We start from the raw sequence: 16,904 nt of genomic DNA, 5'->3' as shown, positions 1-16,904 counted from the left end.
CCCCTGACTCATGCGCTTCAACCTTTCCGAATGGGCGCTGCGCCACCGCAGCCTGATCGTCTACGCGATGCTGGTGATGGCACTCGCCGGCGCGGTCTCGTACCTGAAGCTGGGCCGCAGCGAGGACCCGGCGTTCACCTTCAAGGTGATGGTGGTGCGCACGCTGTGGCCGGGGGCGACCGCGGAAGAGGTCGCGCAGCAGGTGACCGAGCGGATCGAGAAGAAGCTGATGGAAACCGGCGAGTACGAGTTCATCCGCTCGTACTCGCGCGCCGGCGAGTCGCAGGTGATCTTCGCCGCGCGCGACTCGATGCGTTCCAGCGAGATCGCGCCGCTGTGGTACCAGGTGCGCAAGAAGATCGGCGACATCAAGGCGACGTTGCCCCGCGACGTGATCGGCCCGTTCTTCAACGACGAGTTCGGCGACACCTTCGGCAACATCTACGCGCTGACCGGGCCGGGCTTCGACTACGCGGTGCTGAAGGACTACGCCGAGCGCGTGCAGCTCGCGCTGCAGGACCAGCCCGACGTCGGCAAGATCGAGCTGTTCGGGGTGCAGGACGAGAAGATCTGGGTCGAGCTGTCGAACACCAAGCTGGCGACGCTCGGCGTGCCGGCGGCCGCGGTCGGCGAGGCCCTGAACCAGCAGAACGCGATCGCGCCGGCGGGGTTCTTCGAGACCAACAGCAGCCGCGTGCCGTTGCGTGTCGACGGCCGCTTCACTTCGGTCGAGCAGATCCGCGCGTTCCCGATTCGGGTCGGCGACCGCACGTTCCGCCTCGGCGATGTCGCCGACGTGCACCGCGGCTTCGCCGACCCGCCGGCGCCGCAGATGCGCTTCATGGGCGAGGACGCGATCGGCATTGGCGTGGCGATGAAGTCCGGCGGCGACATCCTCCAACTCGGCGCGACGCTGGAAAGCGAGTTCGCCGCGCTGCAGAAAACGCTGCCGGCCGGCATGCAATTGCGCAAGGTCTCCGACCAGCCCGCGGCGGTCGAGGAATCGGTCGGCGAGTTCATCAAGGTGCTGACCGAGGCGGTGGCGATCGTGCTGCTGGTGAGCTTCTTCTCGCTCGGCCTGCGCACCGGCCTGGTGGTGGCGTTGTCGATCCCGCTGGTGCTGGCGATGACGTTCGCGGTGATGGCGTTCTTCGGCGTCGGCCTGCACAAGATCTCGTTGGGCGCGCTGGTGCTGTCGCTCGGGTTGCTGGTCGACGACGCGATCATTGCCGTGGAGATGATGGCGATCAAGATGGAGCAGGGCTTCAGCCGCATCAAGGCCGCCGCGTTCGCCTGGGACAGCACCGCGTTTCCGATGCTGACCGGGACCCTGATCACCGCGGCCGGCTTCCTGCCGATTGCGACCGCGGCCTCGAGCACCGGCGAGTACACCCGCTCGCTGTTCCAGGTGGTCACGATCGCGCTGCTGGTGTCGTGGGTCGCCGCGGTCGCGTTCATCCCGTACCTGGGCGACAAGCTGCTGCCGGACCATGGCCACGCCGCCGCGCTCAAGCCCGGGTCCTTGGCCGCGCGTTGGCACGCGCAGCGCGCGCGCTGGGCCGTGCAGTTCCCCCGTTTCGCCGACTTCATCGCTCCGGCCGTGCACGACGGCCAGGACCACGATCCGTACGACACGCCGTTCTACGCGCGCTTCCGCCGCTTGCTGGTGTTCTGCGTGCGCCGGCGCTGGCTGGTGATCGGCGTCACCATCGCCGCATTCGTGGCCTCGGTGCTGCTGTTCCGCTTCGTGCCGCAGCAGTTCTTCCCCGACTCGGTGCGGCCGGAGCTGATGGTGGACATGGAGCTGGCCGAGGGCAGCTCGCTGCGCGCGACCGCGGCGCAGGCCAGGAAGCTCGAAGCCGTGCTCAAGCAACGCCAGGACCTGGACAACTACGTGGCGTACGTCGGCACCGGCTCGCCGCGCTTTTATCTGCCGCTCGACCAGCAGCTGCCGGCGGCGAACTTCGCCCAGTTCGTGCTGATGCCCGAAAGCGTGGAGGCGCGCGAGGCGATCCGCGAGTGGATGATCGCCGAGGTGATCCCGCAGTTCCCGGAGCTGCAACTGCGCGTGACGCGGCTGGAGAACGGCCCGCCGGTCGGCTACCCGGTGCAGTTCCGGGTCTCGGGCGAGCACATCGACCAGGTGCGCGCGATCGCCTACCAGGTGCGCGAGAAGATCGGCGCCAACCCGCACGTGGCCAACGTCAACCTCGACTGGGACGAGCCGAACAAGGTCGTGCGCCTGCAGGTCGACCAGGAACGCGCCCGCGCGCTGGGGATCAGTTCGGCACAGATCGCGCAGTTCCTGTCCGGCTCGCTGTCGGGATCGCACATCAGCACCTACCGCGAGGGCAACGAGCTGGTCGAGATGCTGTTGCGTGGGCCGGACGAGGAGCGCCTGCAGCTGGACATGCTCGGCAGCCTGATGATTCCTACTGGGAGCGGGCCGACCGCCAGCGGCAAGGCGGTGCCGCTGAACCAGGTCGCCACGCTCGAGTATGGCTTCGAGGAAGGCATCATCTGGCACCGCGACCGCCAGCCGACGATGACCGTGCGCGCCGACATCTACGACGGCACCCAGCCGGCATCGGTGATGGCGCAGATCTCGCCGACCCTGGACGGCATCCGCGCGGGCCTGCCGTACGGCTACGCGGTCGAGGTCGGCGGCAGCGTCGAGGATTCGGCGCGCGGCCAGGACTCGATCGTCGCCGGCGTTCCGTTGTTCCTGTTTGCGGTGTTCACCTTGCTGATGCTGCAGCTGCGCAGCTTCTCGCGCAGCATCATGGTGCTGCTGACCGCGCCACTGGGCTTGATCGGCGTGACGCTGTTCCTGCTTGTGTTCCGGGTGCCGTTCGGGTTCGTGGCGATGCTCGGCACGATCGCGCTGTCGGGGATGATCATGCGCAACTCGGTGATCCTGGTCGACCAGATCGAGCAGGACCGCGGCGAAGGCGCGCAGCCGTGGCAGGCAATCGTGGAGGCGACCGTGCGCCGCTTCCGCCCGATCGTGCTGACCGCGCTGGCCGCGATCCTGGCGATGATCCCGCTGTCGCGCAGTGCGTTCTTCGGGCCGATGGCGGTGGCGATCATGGGCGGGTTGCTGGTCGCGACGGTGCTGACGCTGCTGTTCCTGCCGGCGCTGTACGCGGCGTGGTTCAAGATCAAGGTGCCGACGGCGGCTTGAACGATGCGTGCGTCGCTCTCATTCCCTTCTCCCTCCGGGAGAAGGTGCCCGCAGGGCGGATGAGGGTTCGGCGACGTGGCAGTGATGGAGCGCTCGTAGAGCTCTTCAGCTCGCGTCGTTACGCGGACGCTGATTGCTTGACAGCGGCTCACTATCGCGGCTCCACCGAACCCTCACCCCAACCCCTCTCCCGACGGGAGAGGGGCTTTGGCGGCGCTAGTCTTTCGCGCCCCACGGCGCTGGCGGCAGTCCGACCGGCTGGCTCAGGTCGAACTCGACCCGGAACAGGCGGCCGCCCGGGCGCGCCAGTTCGTAGACGAACACGCGGTCAGGATCGACCTCCATCGCCCAGACGTTGGCGTTGGATACCGTGCGGCCTTCGCGCGTGAACATCGCCTGCGAGTCGGCATCGACCGGAAATTCCTGGCGCGTCTCCGTGCCGGCAGCCGCGGTATCGCCGCCGTACATCGTCACCGCATCGGCGCTGCCGTCGGCGTGGCGGTGGTCGTGCTTGAGCCGCAGGCCGGGGGCGGTGCGCGTGACGACCCAGGTGCGCGAGCGGTCGTCGCCGACGTGGAACGGGATGCGGATCTCGCGTGTGCTGCATTCGCGCACGTGCATCACGAGGGGTTTCCCGGTGAACGGGTCGGGGCCGGTCGCGGCCGGCGTGTCGATCGCGACGCGGCCGGCAAAGGCCTTGCCGCACAGCGCCGACAGGCGTTCGAAGAAGGCGTCGTGCGCCATCTGGTGCCGCGACGCGGAGGGCGTGGTGCAGGCCGCGAGGGCGAAGCCCAGCGCGGCGGCGACGATGCGAGCGAGGATTGTCATGCGTTGCAACCTACCGGTCGCCCAGACCCGCGGCAATCAGGCGCGGGCCGCGCGCGGCAGCGTTTCGTCGACGCTGGCACCGGCGAGCACGTCGGCACGCGGGCCGGCGACCGGCGACACGTGCGCCTGCGCCCCGAAGCCGGCGTCGTTGAACGCCGACCGCATCGCCGGCGCCGCGGCCTCCGCGTCCGCGCGCGACGCGAACCACGCGAACACGCTCGGGCCACCACCGGAGATGCTCGCGCCGAGCGCGCGCTGGTCCAGGGCCGCGGCCTTGACCGCGGCGAAACCCGGGATCAGCGGCGCGCGCCGCGGCTCGACCAGCAGGTCGTGCAGGCCTTCGCGGATCAGCTCGGCGTCGCCGCGCTGTAGGCCGGTCAGGAACAGCGCCAGGTGCGCGCTCTGCGCGACCACCAGCGGCAGCGCCACCGGCTCGGCCAGCACCGCGCGCGCGCGGCGCGTCTCCAGCACCTGCTCGGGGTGCACGACCACGCAGTGCAGCCAGTCGGGCACGGCCAGGCCGATCATGCGGGTCGCCGTGGCCATGACCACGCCGCCGAGCAGCATCGGCGCGACGTTGTCGCCGGTGCGGCTGCCGCTGGACAGCGATTCGCCATCCAGCGCGAACGGATACAGCGACGCCCGCGGCAACGGCGTGTCCAGCAGCGCGTTCGCGGCGACCAGCGCGGCCACGCACGAGGCGGCCGAACCGCCGAGGCCGGAGCCGACCGGGATGCCTTTCTCCAGCTCCACGGCGAAACCGTAGGGCAAGCCGAGTGTGTCGCGCAGGCACTGCAACGCGCGCCCGGCGGTGTTTAGCGCCGGCTGCAGCGGCAACATCTCGGCCCCGGTGACTTCACCGCGGATCGCGTCGATGCGCACGCTCGGGTCGTCGATGCGGCGCACGATCGCGACATCGCGCGGGCCGTCGATCGAATGACCGAGCAGGTCGAAGCCGACGCCGATGTTGCCGACGCTGGCCGGGGCGAAGGCGCGGACGGCGTCGCGGCAGGGGGGATTCATGGTGGTGCTCCTGCTGCCGTCGGCCGTCACCCGGCGCGGGCGTGCTGATGGGTCGGAGAGAGGGCAGGGCCTGGCGGCGGTTTGTCGGGGTCCGCACTGGCGAGCCTCGGCCCGGTGGATTATCGGCGCAACCGCAGCCGCCACGCCAAATCCCGCGCGGTCGCGGCGGACCGCGGAAGCCGGTGCGCTGCGCTCGGCGCGCACGCGCCGTGCCCCCGTGGCTGGCCCCGTGGGCCCACCCGTGGTGAAATGCCCGCCGAAGCGGGGGTACCGCGCAGGCCATACAACGAAGGCCGGCGGTTGAGACAGACCCTTCGAACCTGATGCACGTAAGGAGCGCGGCGATCCCGTCGGCTCCCGAACCGCCGTAGGGAAGCTTCGCGATACCGCCGCGCGCGGTGCGCGCCGCCGCTTCGTCTCGCCGCCACCGGACGCAAGCCATGAATGCCGTGCCCTCCCAGCTGTTGCAAGAAGCCGATCGCCTGTCGGCCGACGTCGTGCGCCCGATCCCGGGTTCGCGCAAGGTCCACGTCGAGGGCTCGCGCCCCGACCTGCAGGTGCCGATGCGCGAAATCGCGCTGGCCAAGACGCCGACCATCTTCGGCGGCGAGGACAACGCCGCGCTCGCGGTCTACGACTGCTCGGGGCCGTACACCGACGCCCACGTCGAGATCGACCTCGCGCGCGGCCTGGCGCCGCTGCGCGCGGCCTGGATCGCCGAGCGCGGTGACACCGAGGTGCTGCCGGGCCTGTCCTCGCAGTTCGGCCGCCAGCGCGAGCACGACGTGCGGCTGGACGCGGTGCGCTTCGGCAACCGCCCGCTGCCGCGTCGTGCGCTCGCCGGCGCCAACGTGACGCAGATGCACTACGCGCGCCGCGGAATCGTGACCCCGGAAATGGAGTTCATCGCGATCCGCGAGAACCAGCGCCTCGAGTCGATCCGCGAGGCGCACCTGCTCAAGCAGCATCCCGGCGAGTCGTTCGGCGCCAACATCCAGAAGCTCATCACCCCCGAGTTCGTGCGCGACGAGGTCGCCCGCGGCCGCGCGATCATCCCGTGCAACATCAACCACCCGGAAAGCGAGCCGATGATCATCGGCCGCAACTTCCTGACCAAGGTCAACGCGAACATCGGCAACTCGGCGGTGTCGTCGGGCATCGCCGAGGAAGTCGAGAAGCTGGTCTGGTCGATCCGCTGGGGCGCCGACAACGTCATGGACCTGTCGACCGGCAAGCACATCCACGAAACCCGCGAGTGGATCATCCGTAACTCGCCGGTGCCGATCGGCACCGTGCCGATCTACCAGGCGCTGGAGAAGGTCGACGGCCGCGCCGAGGAACTGACCTGGGAGATCTACCGCGACACCCTGATCGAACAGGCCGAGCAGGGCGTCGACTACTTCACGATCCACGCCGGCGTGCTGCTGCGCTACGTGCCGCTGACGGCCAAGCGCGTGACCGGCATCGTCAGCCGCGGCGGCTCGATCCTCGCCAAGTGGTGCCTCGCGCACCACAAGGAGAATTTCCTCTACACGCACTTCGAGGACATCTGCGAGATCATGAAGGCGTACGACGTGTCGTTCTCGCTTGGCGACGGCCTGCGCCCGGGCTCGATCGCCGACGCCAACGACGCCGCCCAGTTCGGCGAGCTCGAGACCCTCGGCGAGCTGACCAAGATCGCGTGGAAGCACGACGTGCAGACCATGATCGAAGGCCCCGGCCATGTGCCGATGCAGCTGATCAAGGAGAACATGGACAAGCAGCTCGCGGTCTGCGGCGAGGCGCCGTTCTACACCTTGGGACCGCTGACCACCGATATCGCCCCGGGTTACGACCACATCACCAGTGCCATCGGCGCGGCGATGATCGGCTGGTACGGCACCGCGATGCTCTGCTACGTCACGCCGAAGGAACACCTCGGCCTGCCGAACAAGCAGGACGTGCGCGAAGGGCTGATGGCCTACAAGATCGCCGCGCACGCGGCCGACCTGGCCAAAGGCCACCCCGGCGCGCAGGCGCGCGACAACGCGCTGAGCAAGGCGCGTTTCGAATTCCGCTGGGAGGACCAGTTCAACCTCGGCCTCGACCCGGAACGCGCCCACGAGTACCACGACGAGACCTTGCCGAAGGACGCGCACAAGGTCGCGCACTTCTGTTCGATGTGTGGCCCGCACTTCTGCTCGATGAAGATCACCCAGGACGTGCGCGAGTACGCCAGGGAGCACGGCATCGACGAGCAGGCCGCGATCGACGAGGGCATGGCGGAGAAATCGGCCGAGTTCCGCGCCGCCGGGGCGCAGGTGTATCGTCCTGCCTGATCACACCGGGGCGCAACGATGGGCAAGGGCGGTGAGGCGGTCAGGGCCGGTGTCAGCTTCGGCAGCGCACTGGCTATCGCGATTTCCTGGACGGCGAACAAATCGCTGCTGTGGGCGATCGTCCACGGCATCCTGTCGTGGCTGTACGTCATCTATTACGCGCTGCGCTACCACTTCCAGGTGGTCGGCTGACATGGGCGTGGGCCTGCCGCGCCGTTGGGCGTCGCTGTGGCGGCATCATCCATCGGCGCTGTTGCTGGCGGCGCAGCTGCTGAGCCTGGTGCTCTATCCGCTGATGGACGACACCCACAGCGGGCGCGTGCTGTACGGCGCGGTAGCGCTGGTGGTGGTGCCGCTGGCGGTGTGGGTGGTCAGCCGCAGCCCATCGCTGAACTGGATCGCCTGGCTGCTGGCGCTGCCGGCGCTGGCGCTGTCGGTGCTGGCGATCGTGCTGGACCTGCCATGGCTGATCACGACCGCCTCGATGCTGGAATCGGCGCTGTACTTCTATGCCGCGGGCAGCCTGATCTCCTACATGCTCCACGACCACAGCGTCACCGCCGACGAGCTGTTCGCGGCCGGGGCGACGTTCACGCTGCTGGCGTGGGGGTTCGCCTACGCGTTCTTCGCTTGCCAGGCGTGGTACCCGGGCAGCTTCGCGGGCGCGGTGGACCCCGAACGGCCGCGCAGCTGGATTGAACTGCTGTTCCTGAGCATGTCCACGCTGTCGAGCGTCGGCAACGGCGACATCGTGCCGCTGGGGTCGCAGGCGCGGGTACTGGTGATGTTCGAGCAGATGGCCGGCGTGGGCTACATCGCCACGGTGGTGTCGCGCCTGATCGGGCTGACCATCGTGCGCCACGAACGCGCCGCAGGCGACTAGGCGCCGCTTCGCCCCGCAGCTCCCGCGCCGGGCCACGGTGCACGTGCATGGAAAACTGCGGACGCATCCGCGAAACGGGCCGGTTCAGCGGCCCACGTTAAGATGCGCCGCGCGGTGGCGCGTGCCGCAGCCGCTGTCGTGATGTGCCGAGTGTGGCGGTTGCGCGTGGCCGTTCGGCACATGCCGCTGCCACCGCTGGCACCCATCATTCGCAGGATCCATGCCCAGACCATCCGAGCCACCGCCGCAATCGTCCCTGTCGGATCGGTTGCGGGTGGGCGAGTGCGTGGTCGACATCCCGTTGCGCGAGGTGCAGGCGGCGCGCTCGCACCGGCCGCGGCGGATCACCCCCAAGAGCCTGGGCGTACTGCTGGCGCTGGTCGAACAGGCCGGGCGGGTGGTCAGCCGCGAGGCCCTGCTCGCGCAGGTGTGGCCGGACACCCTGCCCAGCAACGACGTCGTCACCCAAGCGATCACCCAGCTGCGCAAGGCGTTCGGCGAGGAGCGCGGCGACGTCCACTACATCGAGACCATCGCCAAGACCGGCTACCGGTTGCTGGCGCCGGTCGAGTGGCTGGCCACGCAAGTTGCGGCGGCCCCGCCGGTCGCCGCGCCCGCGGGCGGCCGAACGCCCGCGCCCGCGTCGGAATCATCCGTCGCCGCGGCCGAGGTGGTCGCCCCGGTGCCGTTGCCGCTGGCGTCGCGACCGCGCGGCGGCTGGGCCGCGATCGCCGGCGCGCTGGCGTTTGCGGCGGTGGTGGTGGCCGCAACCTACGCGTGGTCGCTGCGCCGCGAGGCCTCGAACGATCCCCGGCTAGCGTCCGGCGTGGCAGCGGCCGGGAGCGCCGCGGCGCTGCCGTACCGGCTGATCACCTCCGTGCCCGGGGCCGAATCCGCGCCGGCGCTGTCGCCCGACGCGGCGCTGGTCGCCTACGTGGCCGTGCCCGCGGGCCAGCGGGCCACGGCCATCATGGTCCAGACCACCGATCCCAGCCCGCCGCGGCAGCTGACCCGGCCGCCGGCGCCGGCCGAGGACTCGGCGCCGGCCTGGTCCCCGGATGGCCGCGAGATCGCGTTCCTGCGCGTGCGCGCAGGAGTGGGCTGCGCGGTCATGGTGGTGCCGTCCAACGGCGGCACCGAGCGCGTCGTCGGCCGCTGCGACCACCGCAGTCCGCCCGAGTTCGACTGGATCCCGGACGGCAAGGGCCTGGTGTTCGGCAGCCGCGGGACGCTGGGCGACAACGCCGGCCTGCGCGTGCTGGACCTGGCCCGTGGCGCCTGGCGCCGGATCGAGTACGCGGCCAGTGCCGACGACATCGACGCCGCGCCGCGCTACTCGCCCGACGGGCGCTGGATCGTATTCGTGCGCAACACCCCGCTGGGCGATTTCTGGCGCGTGCCCGCTACGGGCGGCAGCGCCAGCGCGCTGACCCGGTTGCGCGCCGACATCCGCGGCTGGGACTGGACCGCGGACGGCCGCGGCATCGTCTACTCGCGCTGGCACGACAGCGAAAGCCGCCTGTACCGGCTCGACCTGGACAGCGGCGTGGTGCGCGACCTGGGTGTCGGCGACGGCGTGCAGCCGTCGACCGCGGCGCGCGCACCGGCGCTGGCGTTCTCGCAGCAGCGCAACTACTACGGGATCTACCGCTTCGACTTGGGCCCCGGCGGCCAAGCCGAGCGTCTGTTCCCATCCTCGGGGCGCGACCGCTTTCCGGCCATCGCCCCGGATGGCCGGCAGCTGGTGTTCGCCTCCGACCGGTCCGGCCAGTTCGGGCTGTGGTGGGCGGACCTGCAGCAACCCAATTCCCTGCGCCTGATCGACGGCGTGCTGCCCGAGTCGCGGCATCTCCCCGAGTGGTCGCCGGACAGCCGCACGCTGCTGCTGGTCGGCTCCGACGCCAGCGGCGTGGCCGGCATCCACGAAGTGGCGCCCGCCAGCGCGCGCGTGACCCGGTTGCCGAGCCCGGTCCATGACCCGGTCCAGGCGGTGTACCTGCCGGGCACCGACGCCGCGGACCGCGACCGCCTGCTGGTGGTGGCCGGTAGCGACGGCGGCCGCCTGCGGCTGACCTTGTTCGACCGCCGCAGCCAGCCGTGGCGGGCGCTGGCCGCGATCGACGACGTCGCGGTGGTGCGTGTCGACCACGCCACCCGGCGCCTGCTGTTCACCCGCAGCGGCCAGGCCGGGCTGTGGCAGTCCGACCTCGCGCTGTCGCCGGGCAGCGTGCGCCAGGTCGATGCCGAGCTGCCGCTGGCGGCCAGTTACCGGCAATGGACGGTCGGCAGCGACGGCCAGTTGTGGTTCATCGATCGGCAGCCCGATTGCGGGGCGCGGCTGCGCCGCCGCGCCGCGGGCTCGCCGGCGGCCGCGGCCATGTCGCGCTGCCTAGACCCGGAGCGGGTCCCCGGGATCGGTGGATTCAGCATCAGCCCGCGCCAGGACGCCGCGTTCTCCACCTTGTCGCAGTGGGTCGGCGGCGACATCGGCTTCATGGCCTTGCCCGAGCCGCAGGAGAGCTTCTGGCCAGGCGTCAGCAAGTAATTGATGCGAAAGGGAAAGCATCCTTCGTAACTCTTTCGGCTCGGCCTTCGTAGCGAATTCGCACAACTCTCCGGCAAATTTCCTGATCCCGCCCCACCCATCGCGCAAACCTGCCGGCCTTACTCGGCAAACGGTGGTGCGCAATGGAGCAAACACAGTGGGCGGATCGCGGGCAGCTGCTGCAGGCCGACGCGCCTGAGACGGCGGGCCAGACCAAGTGCGTGGCGGTGTCGCGGCTGGGCAGCGCGCAGCTGTCCGGGGCGGCGTTCTCGATCTGGGTGCAGCTGCGCGGCACGTCCTGGGTCGAGGCCAAGGAAGGCAAGTTCCGGCTGCGCCGCGGCGACTGGATCGCGCTGGAGAAAGACTCCAAGCCGCTGCTGCAGGCCGACCGCCACGGCGTCTGCATCGGCCTGACCCTGTCGGCCGACGCGCTGCGCTCGATCGCCCGCTTCGCCGACTGCACCCTGTTCGCCGGGCGGGGCCGGATCGCGCGCGCCGAGGCCGCGGTGACCCTGCGCCTGTGGCGCGAAGCCGCCAGCCGCCTGGCCGCCCAGGAACCGGGCGGGACGTTCGACGCCGCGCCGCTGCGGCCGATCCTGCTGCAGCTGGCCGGCATCCAGCGCGAGCTGACCGCCGGCATCGCGCGCTGCCCGGGTCGCTCGCGCGGCCGCAAGCGCCAAGTGTTCGGCCGCCTGCAGCGCGCGCACATGTACCTGCAGGGCAACTGCGACCGGGTGGTGCGGATCGGCGAGCTGGCCGAGCTGACCAGCTTCTCCAGCTGGTACTTCTCCAAGACCTTCCACGCCCTCTACGACGAAAGCCCGCAGGCCGCCGCCGCGCGCATGCGGCTGGAGCGCGCCGCCGAACTGCTGGCCGGGACCACGATGATGATCGGCGAGGTCGCCGCGGCCAGCGGCTTCGACAACTGCTGCAGCTTCGCGCGCGCGTTCCGCGCCCGCTTCGGCCAGTCCGCGAGCCACTACCGCGCCGCCGCGCGCGCCGCGGCTGCCGTGCCCTCGCCGACCGATTCGGCAAACCCAAGCGACGCCCCCCGCAAAGCAGCGTAGGGCGGCGATCCGTAAGTTGGCTGAGCGTTTAACACACCTGTAACAACGCGCCCGAAACGATTATCTGGAGAGAGATAAATGACCCATCGCATTTCGCGTACCGCGATGCGGCTCGGCCTGCTGCCGGCCGGCATCGCTGTCGCACTCGTGCCGGCCTTCGCCAGCGCACAGGACGCCGCCCCGGCGCAGGAAGACGCCACCAATCTGGACCGCATCGAAGTCACCGGCTCGCGCATCCGCCAGGTCGACACCGAGACCTCGGCCCCGGTGCTGCTGATCGACCGCAACGACATCGAGAACCAGGGCTTCCAGTCGGTCGCCGACATCCTGCAGAACATCACCGCGGTCGGTTCGCCGGCGATCAGCCGCACCTCGCCGCTGTCCTCGGGCGAAGCCGTCGGTGGCCAGTACATCGACCTGCGCAACTTGGGCGCCAATCGCACCCTGATCCTGGTCAACGGCAAGCGCCTGGGCATCACCAATGACGGCCTGCAGGACGTCGCCTCGATCCCGGCCTCGATGGTCGAGCGCATCGAAGTGCTGAAGGACGGCGCGTCGACCATCTACGGTTCCGACGCGATCGCCGGCGTGATCAACATCATCACCCGCAAGAACTTCGAAGGCGCCGAAGCCAACGCCTACCTCGGCCAGTACGGCCAGGGCGACGGCCACCGCCAGGTGTACGACTTCGTGCTCGGCTTCACCGGCGACCGCGGTTCGGTCACCGCCGGCGTCGAGTACTCGAAGGAAGACCCGGTGTGGGCGCGTGACCGCTGGTTCTCCAAGGTGCGTTTCCCGACCGGCGAGAAGAGCGCGCCGCGTCCGGGCGGCCTGTCGGGCACCACCCAGTGGGGCCGGTTCTCGTACAACACCGGGCAGGTCAACGCCGCCGGCAACCCGATCTTCGCCACCCGCACGCTGCGCCGTGACGTCGCCGGTCTCAACCCGGCCGACTTCGCCAGCTACCGCGCGCCCAACGGCACCGACACCTCGAACCCGGCGCTGGCCTCGACCGTGTACAGCGGCATCACCCGCAAGTCGATGTTCGTCAACGGCACGTTCGACATCACCGACAACGTCGCGTTCAACGCCGACGTGCTCTACACCGACCGCGACTCGTTCGCGCAGAACGCCGGCTACCCGTTCCAGAGCGCCAACTTCGACCTGTCCGACGGCGGCCTGTCGATCGACAGCGTCTTCAACCCGCTGGGCAACCAGGCCACGGGCGTGCCGGCCGGCGTGCCGCGTCAGGCGATCCAGTACGTGCGTCGTGGCTGGGAAGTGCCGCGCGAGGTCCACAACAGCCTCAACACGTTCCGCTTCAGCGGCGCGTTCGCCGGCTCGTTCGACATCGGCGAGCGCTTCTGGGATTGGGACGCGGGCTACCTGCACAACCGCAACGAGGGCGTCCAGGTCAGCACCGGCAACCTGAACACCCAGGCCGTCGGCTTGGCCACGGGTGCGTCGTTCATCAACGCCCAGGGCATCGCCCAGTGCGGCACCGCTGCCAACCCGATCCCGCTGGGCTTTGGCCCCGGCGCGTGCACGCCGTGGAACCCGCTGGCCCCGTTGGGTTACGCCACCGCCAATGGCCTCGGCGACCCGAACGTGCAGGCGTTCCTGTACCTGCCGGGCCAGGCGCTGTCGGAAACCACCACCAACGTCTACTACGCCAATATCGCCGGCTCGCTGTTCACCCTGCCCGCCGGTGACCTGGGCGTTGCGGTCGGCGTCGAGCACCGCGAGGAAGAGGGTTCGTTCTCGCCCGACGCGCTGGCCCAGACCGGCATCTCCACCGACCTGGCCGCCGGCCCGACCGGCGGCGGCTACTCGCTGGACGAGGTCTACGCCGAGCTGCAGATCCCGCTGCTGACCGACGTGGTGTTCGCCAAGGAACTGAGCCTGTCGCTGGCCAGCCGCTACTCGAACTACGACACCTTCGGCAACACCACCAACAGCAAGTTCGGCTTTAAGTGGAAGCCGTTCGACTCGGTGCTGGTGCGCGGCACCTGGTCGGAAGGCTTCCGTGCCCCGACCGTGGCCGACCTGTTCGGTGGCGTCTCGCAGAGCTTCGAGGACTACACCGATCCGTGCGACACCAGCTTCGGCTCGGTCGCCGGCAGCGCCGCGTGCCTGGCCGACGTTCCGGCCGGCTACCGCCAGCCGGCCAACGATCCCGACGGCCTGGCCGACGGCCCGGGCACCCAGACCCCGATCCCGTTCCTGTCCGGTTCCAACCCGAACCTGAGCCCGGAAACCTCGGAGTCCAAGACGCTCGGCTTCGTCTGGAGCCCCGGCTTCGCCGAAGGCCTCAACCTGTCGCTGGACTGGTGGAACATCCGCATCGAGAACACGATCGTGGCCGACAGCCCGACCGACATCCTCGACGACTGCTACATCCGCGGCATCGCCTCGCGTTGCTCGTCGGACCTGTTCACCCGCGACCCGGCGACCGGCGAGATCACCTTCCTGTCGTTCGGCGGCCGTAACGCCGGCTTCGTCGAAACCGAAGGCTTCGACTTCGACCTGACCTACAACCTGGCCACCGAGTACGGCAAGTTCGGCCTGGCGTGGCTCAACACCTACGTCAGCAAGAACGAGCTCAAGGCCGACAACCTGGAAGGCGTGCCGTCGCAGCAGAACGGCTTCGGCGGCAACTTCCGCCTGCGCTCCAACGCCAACCTGTCGTGGGAGAAGGGTCCGTGGGGCGCGAGCTGGTCGACCCGTTACTACTCGGGCACCAAGGAGAACTGCTACTTCGACGACCGTTGCAGCCTGCCGAACTACTCGGCGCCGGACACGCAGGGCAACATCACCCCGCTGAACGAACTGGGCTCCAACACGTTCCATGACGTGCAGGTCCGCTTCAACGCGCCGTGGAATGCCACGATCGCGCTCGGCGCCAACAACGTGTTCGAGCACTACGCCGCGCCGGCTTACGACCAGCCGAACTCGGGCTACTCGTACTACGGTGGCTACGACATCGGCCGCTTCGTGTACATGAAGTACCAGCAGCGCTTCTGATCGGTTCGCCGATCGCTGCATGCACCACCTACGGCCCCGCAAGGGGCCGTAGTTTTTTGTGCGCCCGCGTCGCGGTCGCGTGCCGGCCGCGCGCTGCGCCTGTGTACGATAGGCGCGGGTTTTCCGCCGGGTTTTCCGATGAAATTGCAGGTGCCGTTCATCCAGTTGCCGATCGCGTTCGACGCGGCCGCGCTGGCCGCCGAGATCGACGCATTGGGCGAGGGCGCGTGGAAGCCGCACCCGCAGGGCTTCGCCGGCAACTCGATGCTGCCGTTGCTGGCGGTCGGCGGCGACCCGGACAACGAATCGTTCGCCGGCGCGATGCGCCCGACCCCGCATTTGCTGCGCTGTCCGTACCTGAGCCAGGTGTTCGCCAGCCTCGGTGTCACCGCCGGTCGCAGCCGGCTGATGCGCCTGTCCGGGCACGCCGAGGTCACCCGCCACGCCGACCAGGGCTACTACTGGACCGAGCGCGTGCGCGTGCACGTGCCGGTCGTGACCCAGCCGACGGTGCGCTTCGAATGCGGCGACGCGAGCATCAACATGGCCGCCGGCGAGTGCTGGATCTTCGACACCTGGCGCCAGCACCGGGTGATCAACGACGCCGTGCAGTCGCGCATCCACCTGGTCGTCGACACCGTCGGCGGCGGCGGCTTCTGGGACCTGGTCGGCCGCGGCCGCCCGCACAACGCCCCTCCAGGTACGTGGCAGGCGCAGCCGCTGCTGCCCAAGCCGGGCGTGGTCGCCACGTTTCCGTGCGAAACCGTCAACGTGCCCACCGTGATGAGCCCGTGGGAAGTCAACGCCCACCTGAGCCTGCTGTTCACCGACGCGCTGCCGCACCCGCAGCTGGCGCAGGTGCGCCAGATCGCGATGCGCTTCGCGCGCACTTGGCAGGGGCTGTGGTTCGAACACGGCGATCGCCCCGAGGGCCGCGCCGCGTTCCGCACCGCGCTGCAGCGCTTCACCGACGAGGTCAAAGGCCCGAGCCAGGGCGTGCTGCTCAACAACGAGATCCGCTGGTTCAACGCGATGATGACCATCGTCGCCAAGTTCGCGGTCGCCGCCGACGGTCCGCCGGTGGCCGCGACCGCCGAGCAGCAGCGCGCCGCGCGAAACGCCGCCGGAGACAACGCATGAGCGCCGCCGCCGAGCCGGCCGCGATCCTCGACCGCCCGGTGTTCATCGTCGCCTCGCCGCGTTCGGGCGCCTCGCTGCTGTTCGACACGCTGATGCGCGCGCCCAAGGTGTACAGCGCCGGCGCCGCCAGCCACCAGCTGCTCGAGGGCATCGACGGCCTGCACGTGCGCGCGCGCGGTTTCGACTCCAACCGCCTGCTGGCCGCGGACGCCACCCCGGCGGTGGCCGCCGAACTGGCGCGGCGCTTCGATGCCGCCGCGCGCGACCGCGACGGCGCCCCGCCGCAGCGACTGCCGTTCCGGCTGCTCGACAAGACCCCCAAGCATTCGCTGCGCGTGCCGTTCCTGGCCCAGGCCTTTCCCGACGCGCAGTTCGTGTACCTCTACCGCGACCCGCGCCAGGTGCTGGCGAACATGCTGCTGGCCTGGGCCTCGGGCAAGTTCCGCACCTATGCCGGCCTGCCCGGTTGGCCGCGCGACCACTGGGCGCTGCTGCTGACCCCGGGCTGGCGCGCGTTGGCCGGCAAGCCGCTGGCCGACATCGTCGCCGGGCAGTGGCAGGCCGCGACCGACGTGCTGCTCGCCGACCTCGAAGCCCTCGCGCCGCAGCGCTGGCGGGTGCTGCGTTACGACGACTTCCTGGCCAATCCCTCCGGCGAGATCGCGCGGCTGTGCCTGGCGCTGGACTACGGCTGGGACCGGCCGCTCAATGGCGGCGTGCCCACGGCCGCCGGCGAACAGCCCACCGCCGAGGACGCCGAGGTGGTCCGCCGCCACGCCGCCGACCTGCAGCGGCTGTGGCCGGGCCTGCAGGCAACCGCGGACCGCGCCGCGCGGCTGGCCGGACTCTGATGCCGCGCTGGGCCCGGCGCGCGCCACGGCGCTGAAACGGC

At 70.1% G+C, this 16,904-nt stretch carries 11 protein-coding genes; 9 read left to right on the top strand and 2 right to left on the bottom strand.

Annotated features, from left to right (window positions below; translation table 11 throughout):
• Positions 1-10 precede the first annotated feature (10 nt).
• Positions 11-3,184, top strand: coding sequence for an efflux RND transporter permease subunit (locus tag ACFQZQ_RS12205; RefSeq protein WP_386813095.1), 3,174 nt, complete (start codon positions 11-13; stop codon positions 3,182-3,184).
• A 216-nt stretch (positions 3,185-3,400) separates the two neighbouring features.
• On the opposite strand, the gene ACFQZQ_RS12200 is transcribed toward ACFQZQ_RS12205, so the two are convergent.
• The gene (locus ACFQZQ_RS12200; RefSeq protein ID WP_386813094.1) at positions 3,401-4,012 is read right to left on the bottom strand and encodes a hypothetical protein; all 612 of its coding nucleotides are present in this window, start codon (positions 4,010-4,012) and stop codon (positions 3,401-3,403) included.
• Between the two features lie 36 nt (positions 4,013-4,048).
• Positions 4,049-5,035: a homoserine kinase gene (locus ACFQZQ_RS12195; protein WP_386813093.1), complete on the bottom strand. Its 987-nt coding sequence runs from the start codon at positions 5,033-5,035 to the stop codon at positions 4,049-4,051.
• 440 nt (positions 5,036-5,475) lie between these two features.
• Between ACFQZQ_RS12195 and thiC the strand changes: the two genes are divergently transcribed.
• The 8 genes from thiC to ACFQZQ_RS12155 all read left to right on the top strand — a co-directional run bounded on the left by thiC (position 5,476) and on the right by ACFQZQ_RS12155 (position 16,863).
• Entirely contained in the window at positions 5,476-7,353 is a 1,878-nt protein-coding gene (gene thiC, locus ACFQZQ_RS12190) for a phosphomethylpyrimidine synthase ThiC (RefSeq protein WP_386813092.1), read from the top strand.
• A gap of 18 nt (positions 7,354-7,371) precedes the next feature.
• On the top strand, positions 7,372-7,545 hold the full coding sequence (locus tag ACFQZQ_RS12185; protein WP_386813091.1) for a hypothetical protein: 174 nt from the start codon (positions 7,372-7,374) through the stop codon (positions 7,543-7,545).
• Between the two features lies 1 nt (position 7,546).
• Positions 7,547-8,236, top strand: a complete 690-nt coding sequence (locus tag ACFQZQ_RS12180; RefSeq protein ID WP_386813090.1) for an ion channel — start codon at positions 7,547-7,549, stop codon at positions 8,234-8,236.
• A 220-nt stretch (positions 8,237-8,456) separates the two neighbouring features.
• Entirely contained in the window at positions 8,457-10,781 is a 2,325-nt protein-coding gene (locus ACFQZQ_RS12175) for a winged helix-turn-helix domain-containing protein (protein WP_386813089.1), read from the top strand.
• A 143-nt stretch (positions 10,782-10,924) separates the two neighbouring features.
• Positions 10,925-11,848 carry a helix-turn-helix domain-containing protein gene (locus tag ACFQZQ_RS12170; protein ID WP_386813087.1) on the top strand — a complete coding sequence of 308 codons (924 nt, stop codon included), beginning with the start codon at positions 10,925-10,927 and terminating at the stop codon, positions 11,846-11,848.
• A 78-nt stretch (positions 11,849-11,926) separates the two neighbouring features.
• Positions 11,927-14,872 (top strand): TonB-dependent receptor plug domain-containing protein, encoded by a 2,946-nt coding sequence (locus ACFQZQ_RS12165; protein WP_386813085.1) that lies wholly within the window; start codon positions 11,927-11,929, stop codon positions 14,870-14,872.
• 138 nt (positions 14,873-15,010) lie between these two features.
• Entirely contained in the window at positions 15,011-16,012 is a 1,002-nt protein-coding gene (locus ACFQZQ_RS12160) for an aspartyl/asparaginyl beta-hydroxylase domain-containing protein (protein ID WP_386813084.1), read from the top strand.
• The gene (locus tag ACFQZQ_RS12155) at positions 16,009-16,863 is read left to right on the top strand and encodes a sulfotransferase family protein (RefSeq protein ID WP_386813082.1); all 855 of its coding nucleotides are present in this window, start codon (positions 16,009-16,011) and stop codon (positions 16,861-16,863) included. Before ACFQZQ_RS12160 ends, ACFQZQ_RS12155 begins: the two co-directional genes overlap by 4 nt.
• Positions 16,864-16,904 lie beyond the last annotated feature (41 nt).

This window comes from Lysobacter koreensis, assembly GCF_042677045.1.
GTDB classification, from domain to species: Bacteria; Pseudomonadota; Gammaproteobacteria; order Xanthomonadales; family Xanthomonadaceae; genus Lysobacter_K; species Lysobacter_K koreensis.
The sequence above is the reverse complement of the archived record's forward strand: the minus strand, read 5'-3'. Positions and strand labels throughout refer to the sequence as shown.

What these genes read in the sequence shown, in the direction of transcription:
- ACFQZQ_RS12205 (WP_386813095.1), top strand. Translation starts at nt 11, where the DNA reads ATGCGCTTCAACCTTTCCGAATGGGCGCTGCGCCACCGCAGCCTGATC.
- ACFQZQ_RS12200 (WP_386813094.1), bottom strand. Translation starts at nt 4,012, where the DNA reads ATGACAATCCTCGCTCGCATCGTCGCCGCCGCGCTGGGCTTCGCCCTC.
- ACFQZQ_RS12195 (WP_386813093.1), bottom strand. Translation starts at nt 5,035, where the DNA reads ATGAATCCCCCCTGCCGCGACGCCGTCCGCGCCTTCGCCCCGGCCAGC.
- thiC (WP_386813092.1), top strand. Translation starts at nt 5,476, where the DNA reads ATGAATGCCGTGCCCTCCCAGCTGTTGCAAGAAGCCGATCGCCTGTCG.
- ACFQZQ_RS12185 (WP_386813091.1), top strand. Translation starts at nt 7,372, where the DNA reads ATGGGCAAGGGCGGTGAGGCGGTCAGGGCCGGTGTCAGCTTCGGCAGC.
- ACFQZQ_RS12180 (WP_386813090.1), top strand. Translation starts at nt 7,547, where the DNA reads ATGGGCGTGGGCCTGCCGCGCCGTTGGGCGTCGCTGTGGCGGCATCAT.
- ACFQZQ_RS12175 (WP_386813089.1), top strand. Translation starts at nt 8,457, where the DNA reads ATGCCCAGACCATCCGAGCCACCGCCGCAATCGTCCCTGTCGGATCGG.
- ACFQZQ_RS12170 (WP_386813087.1), top strand. Translation starts at nt 10,925, where the DNA reads ATGGAGCAAACACAGTGGGCGGATCGCGGGCAGCTGCTGCAGGCCGAC.
- ACFQZQ_RS12165 (WP_386813085.1), top strand. Translation starts at nt 11,927, where the DNA reads ATGACCCATCGCATTTCGCGTACCGCGATGCGGCTCGGCCTGCTGCCG.
- ACFQZQ_RS12160 (WP_386813084.1), top strand. Translation starts at nt 15,011, where the DNA reads ATGAAATTGCAGGTGCCGTTCATCCAGTTGCCGATCGCGTTCGACGCG.
- ACFQZQ_RS12155 (WP_386813082.1), top strand. Translation starts at nt 16,009, where the DNA reads ATGAGCGCCGCCGCCGAGCCGGCCGCGATCCTCGACCGCCCGGTGTTC.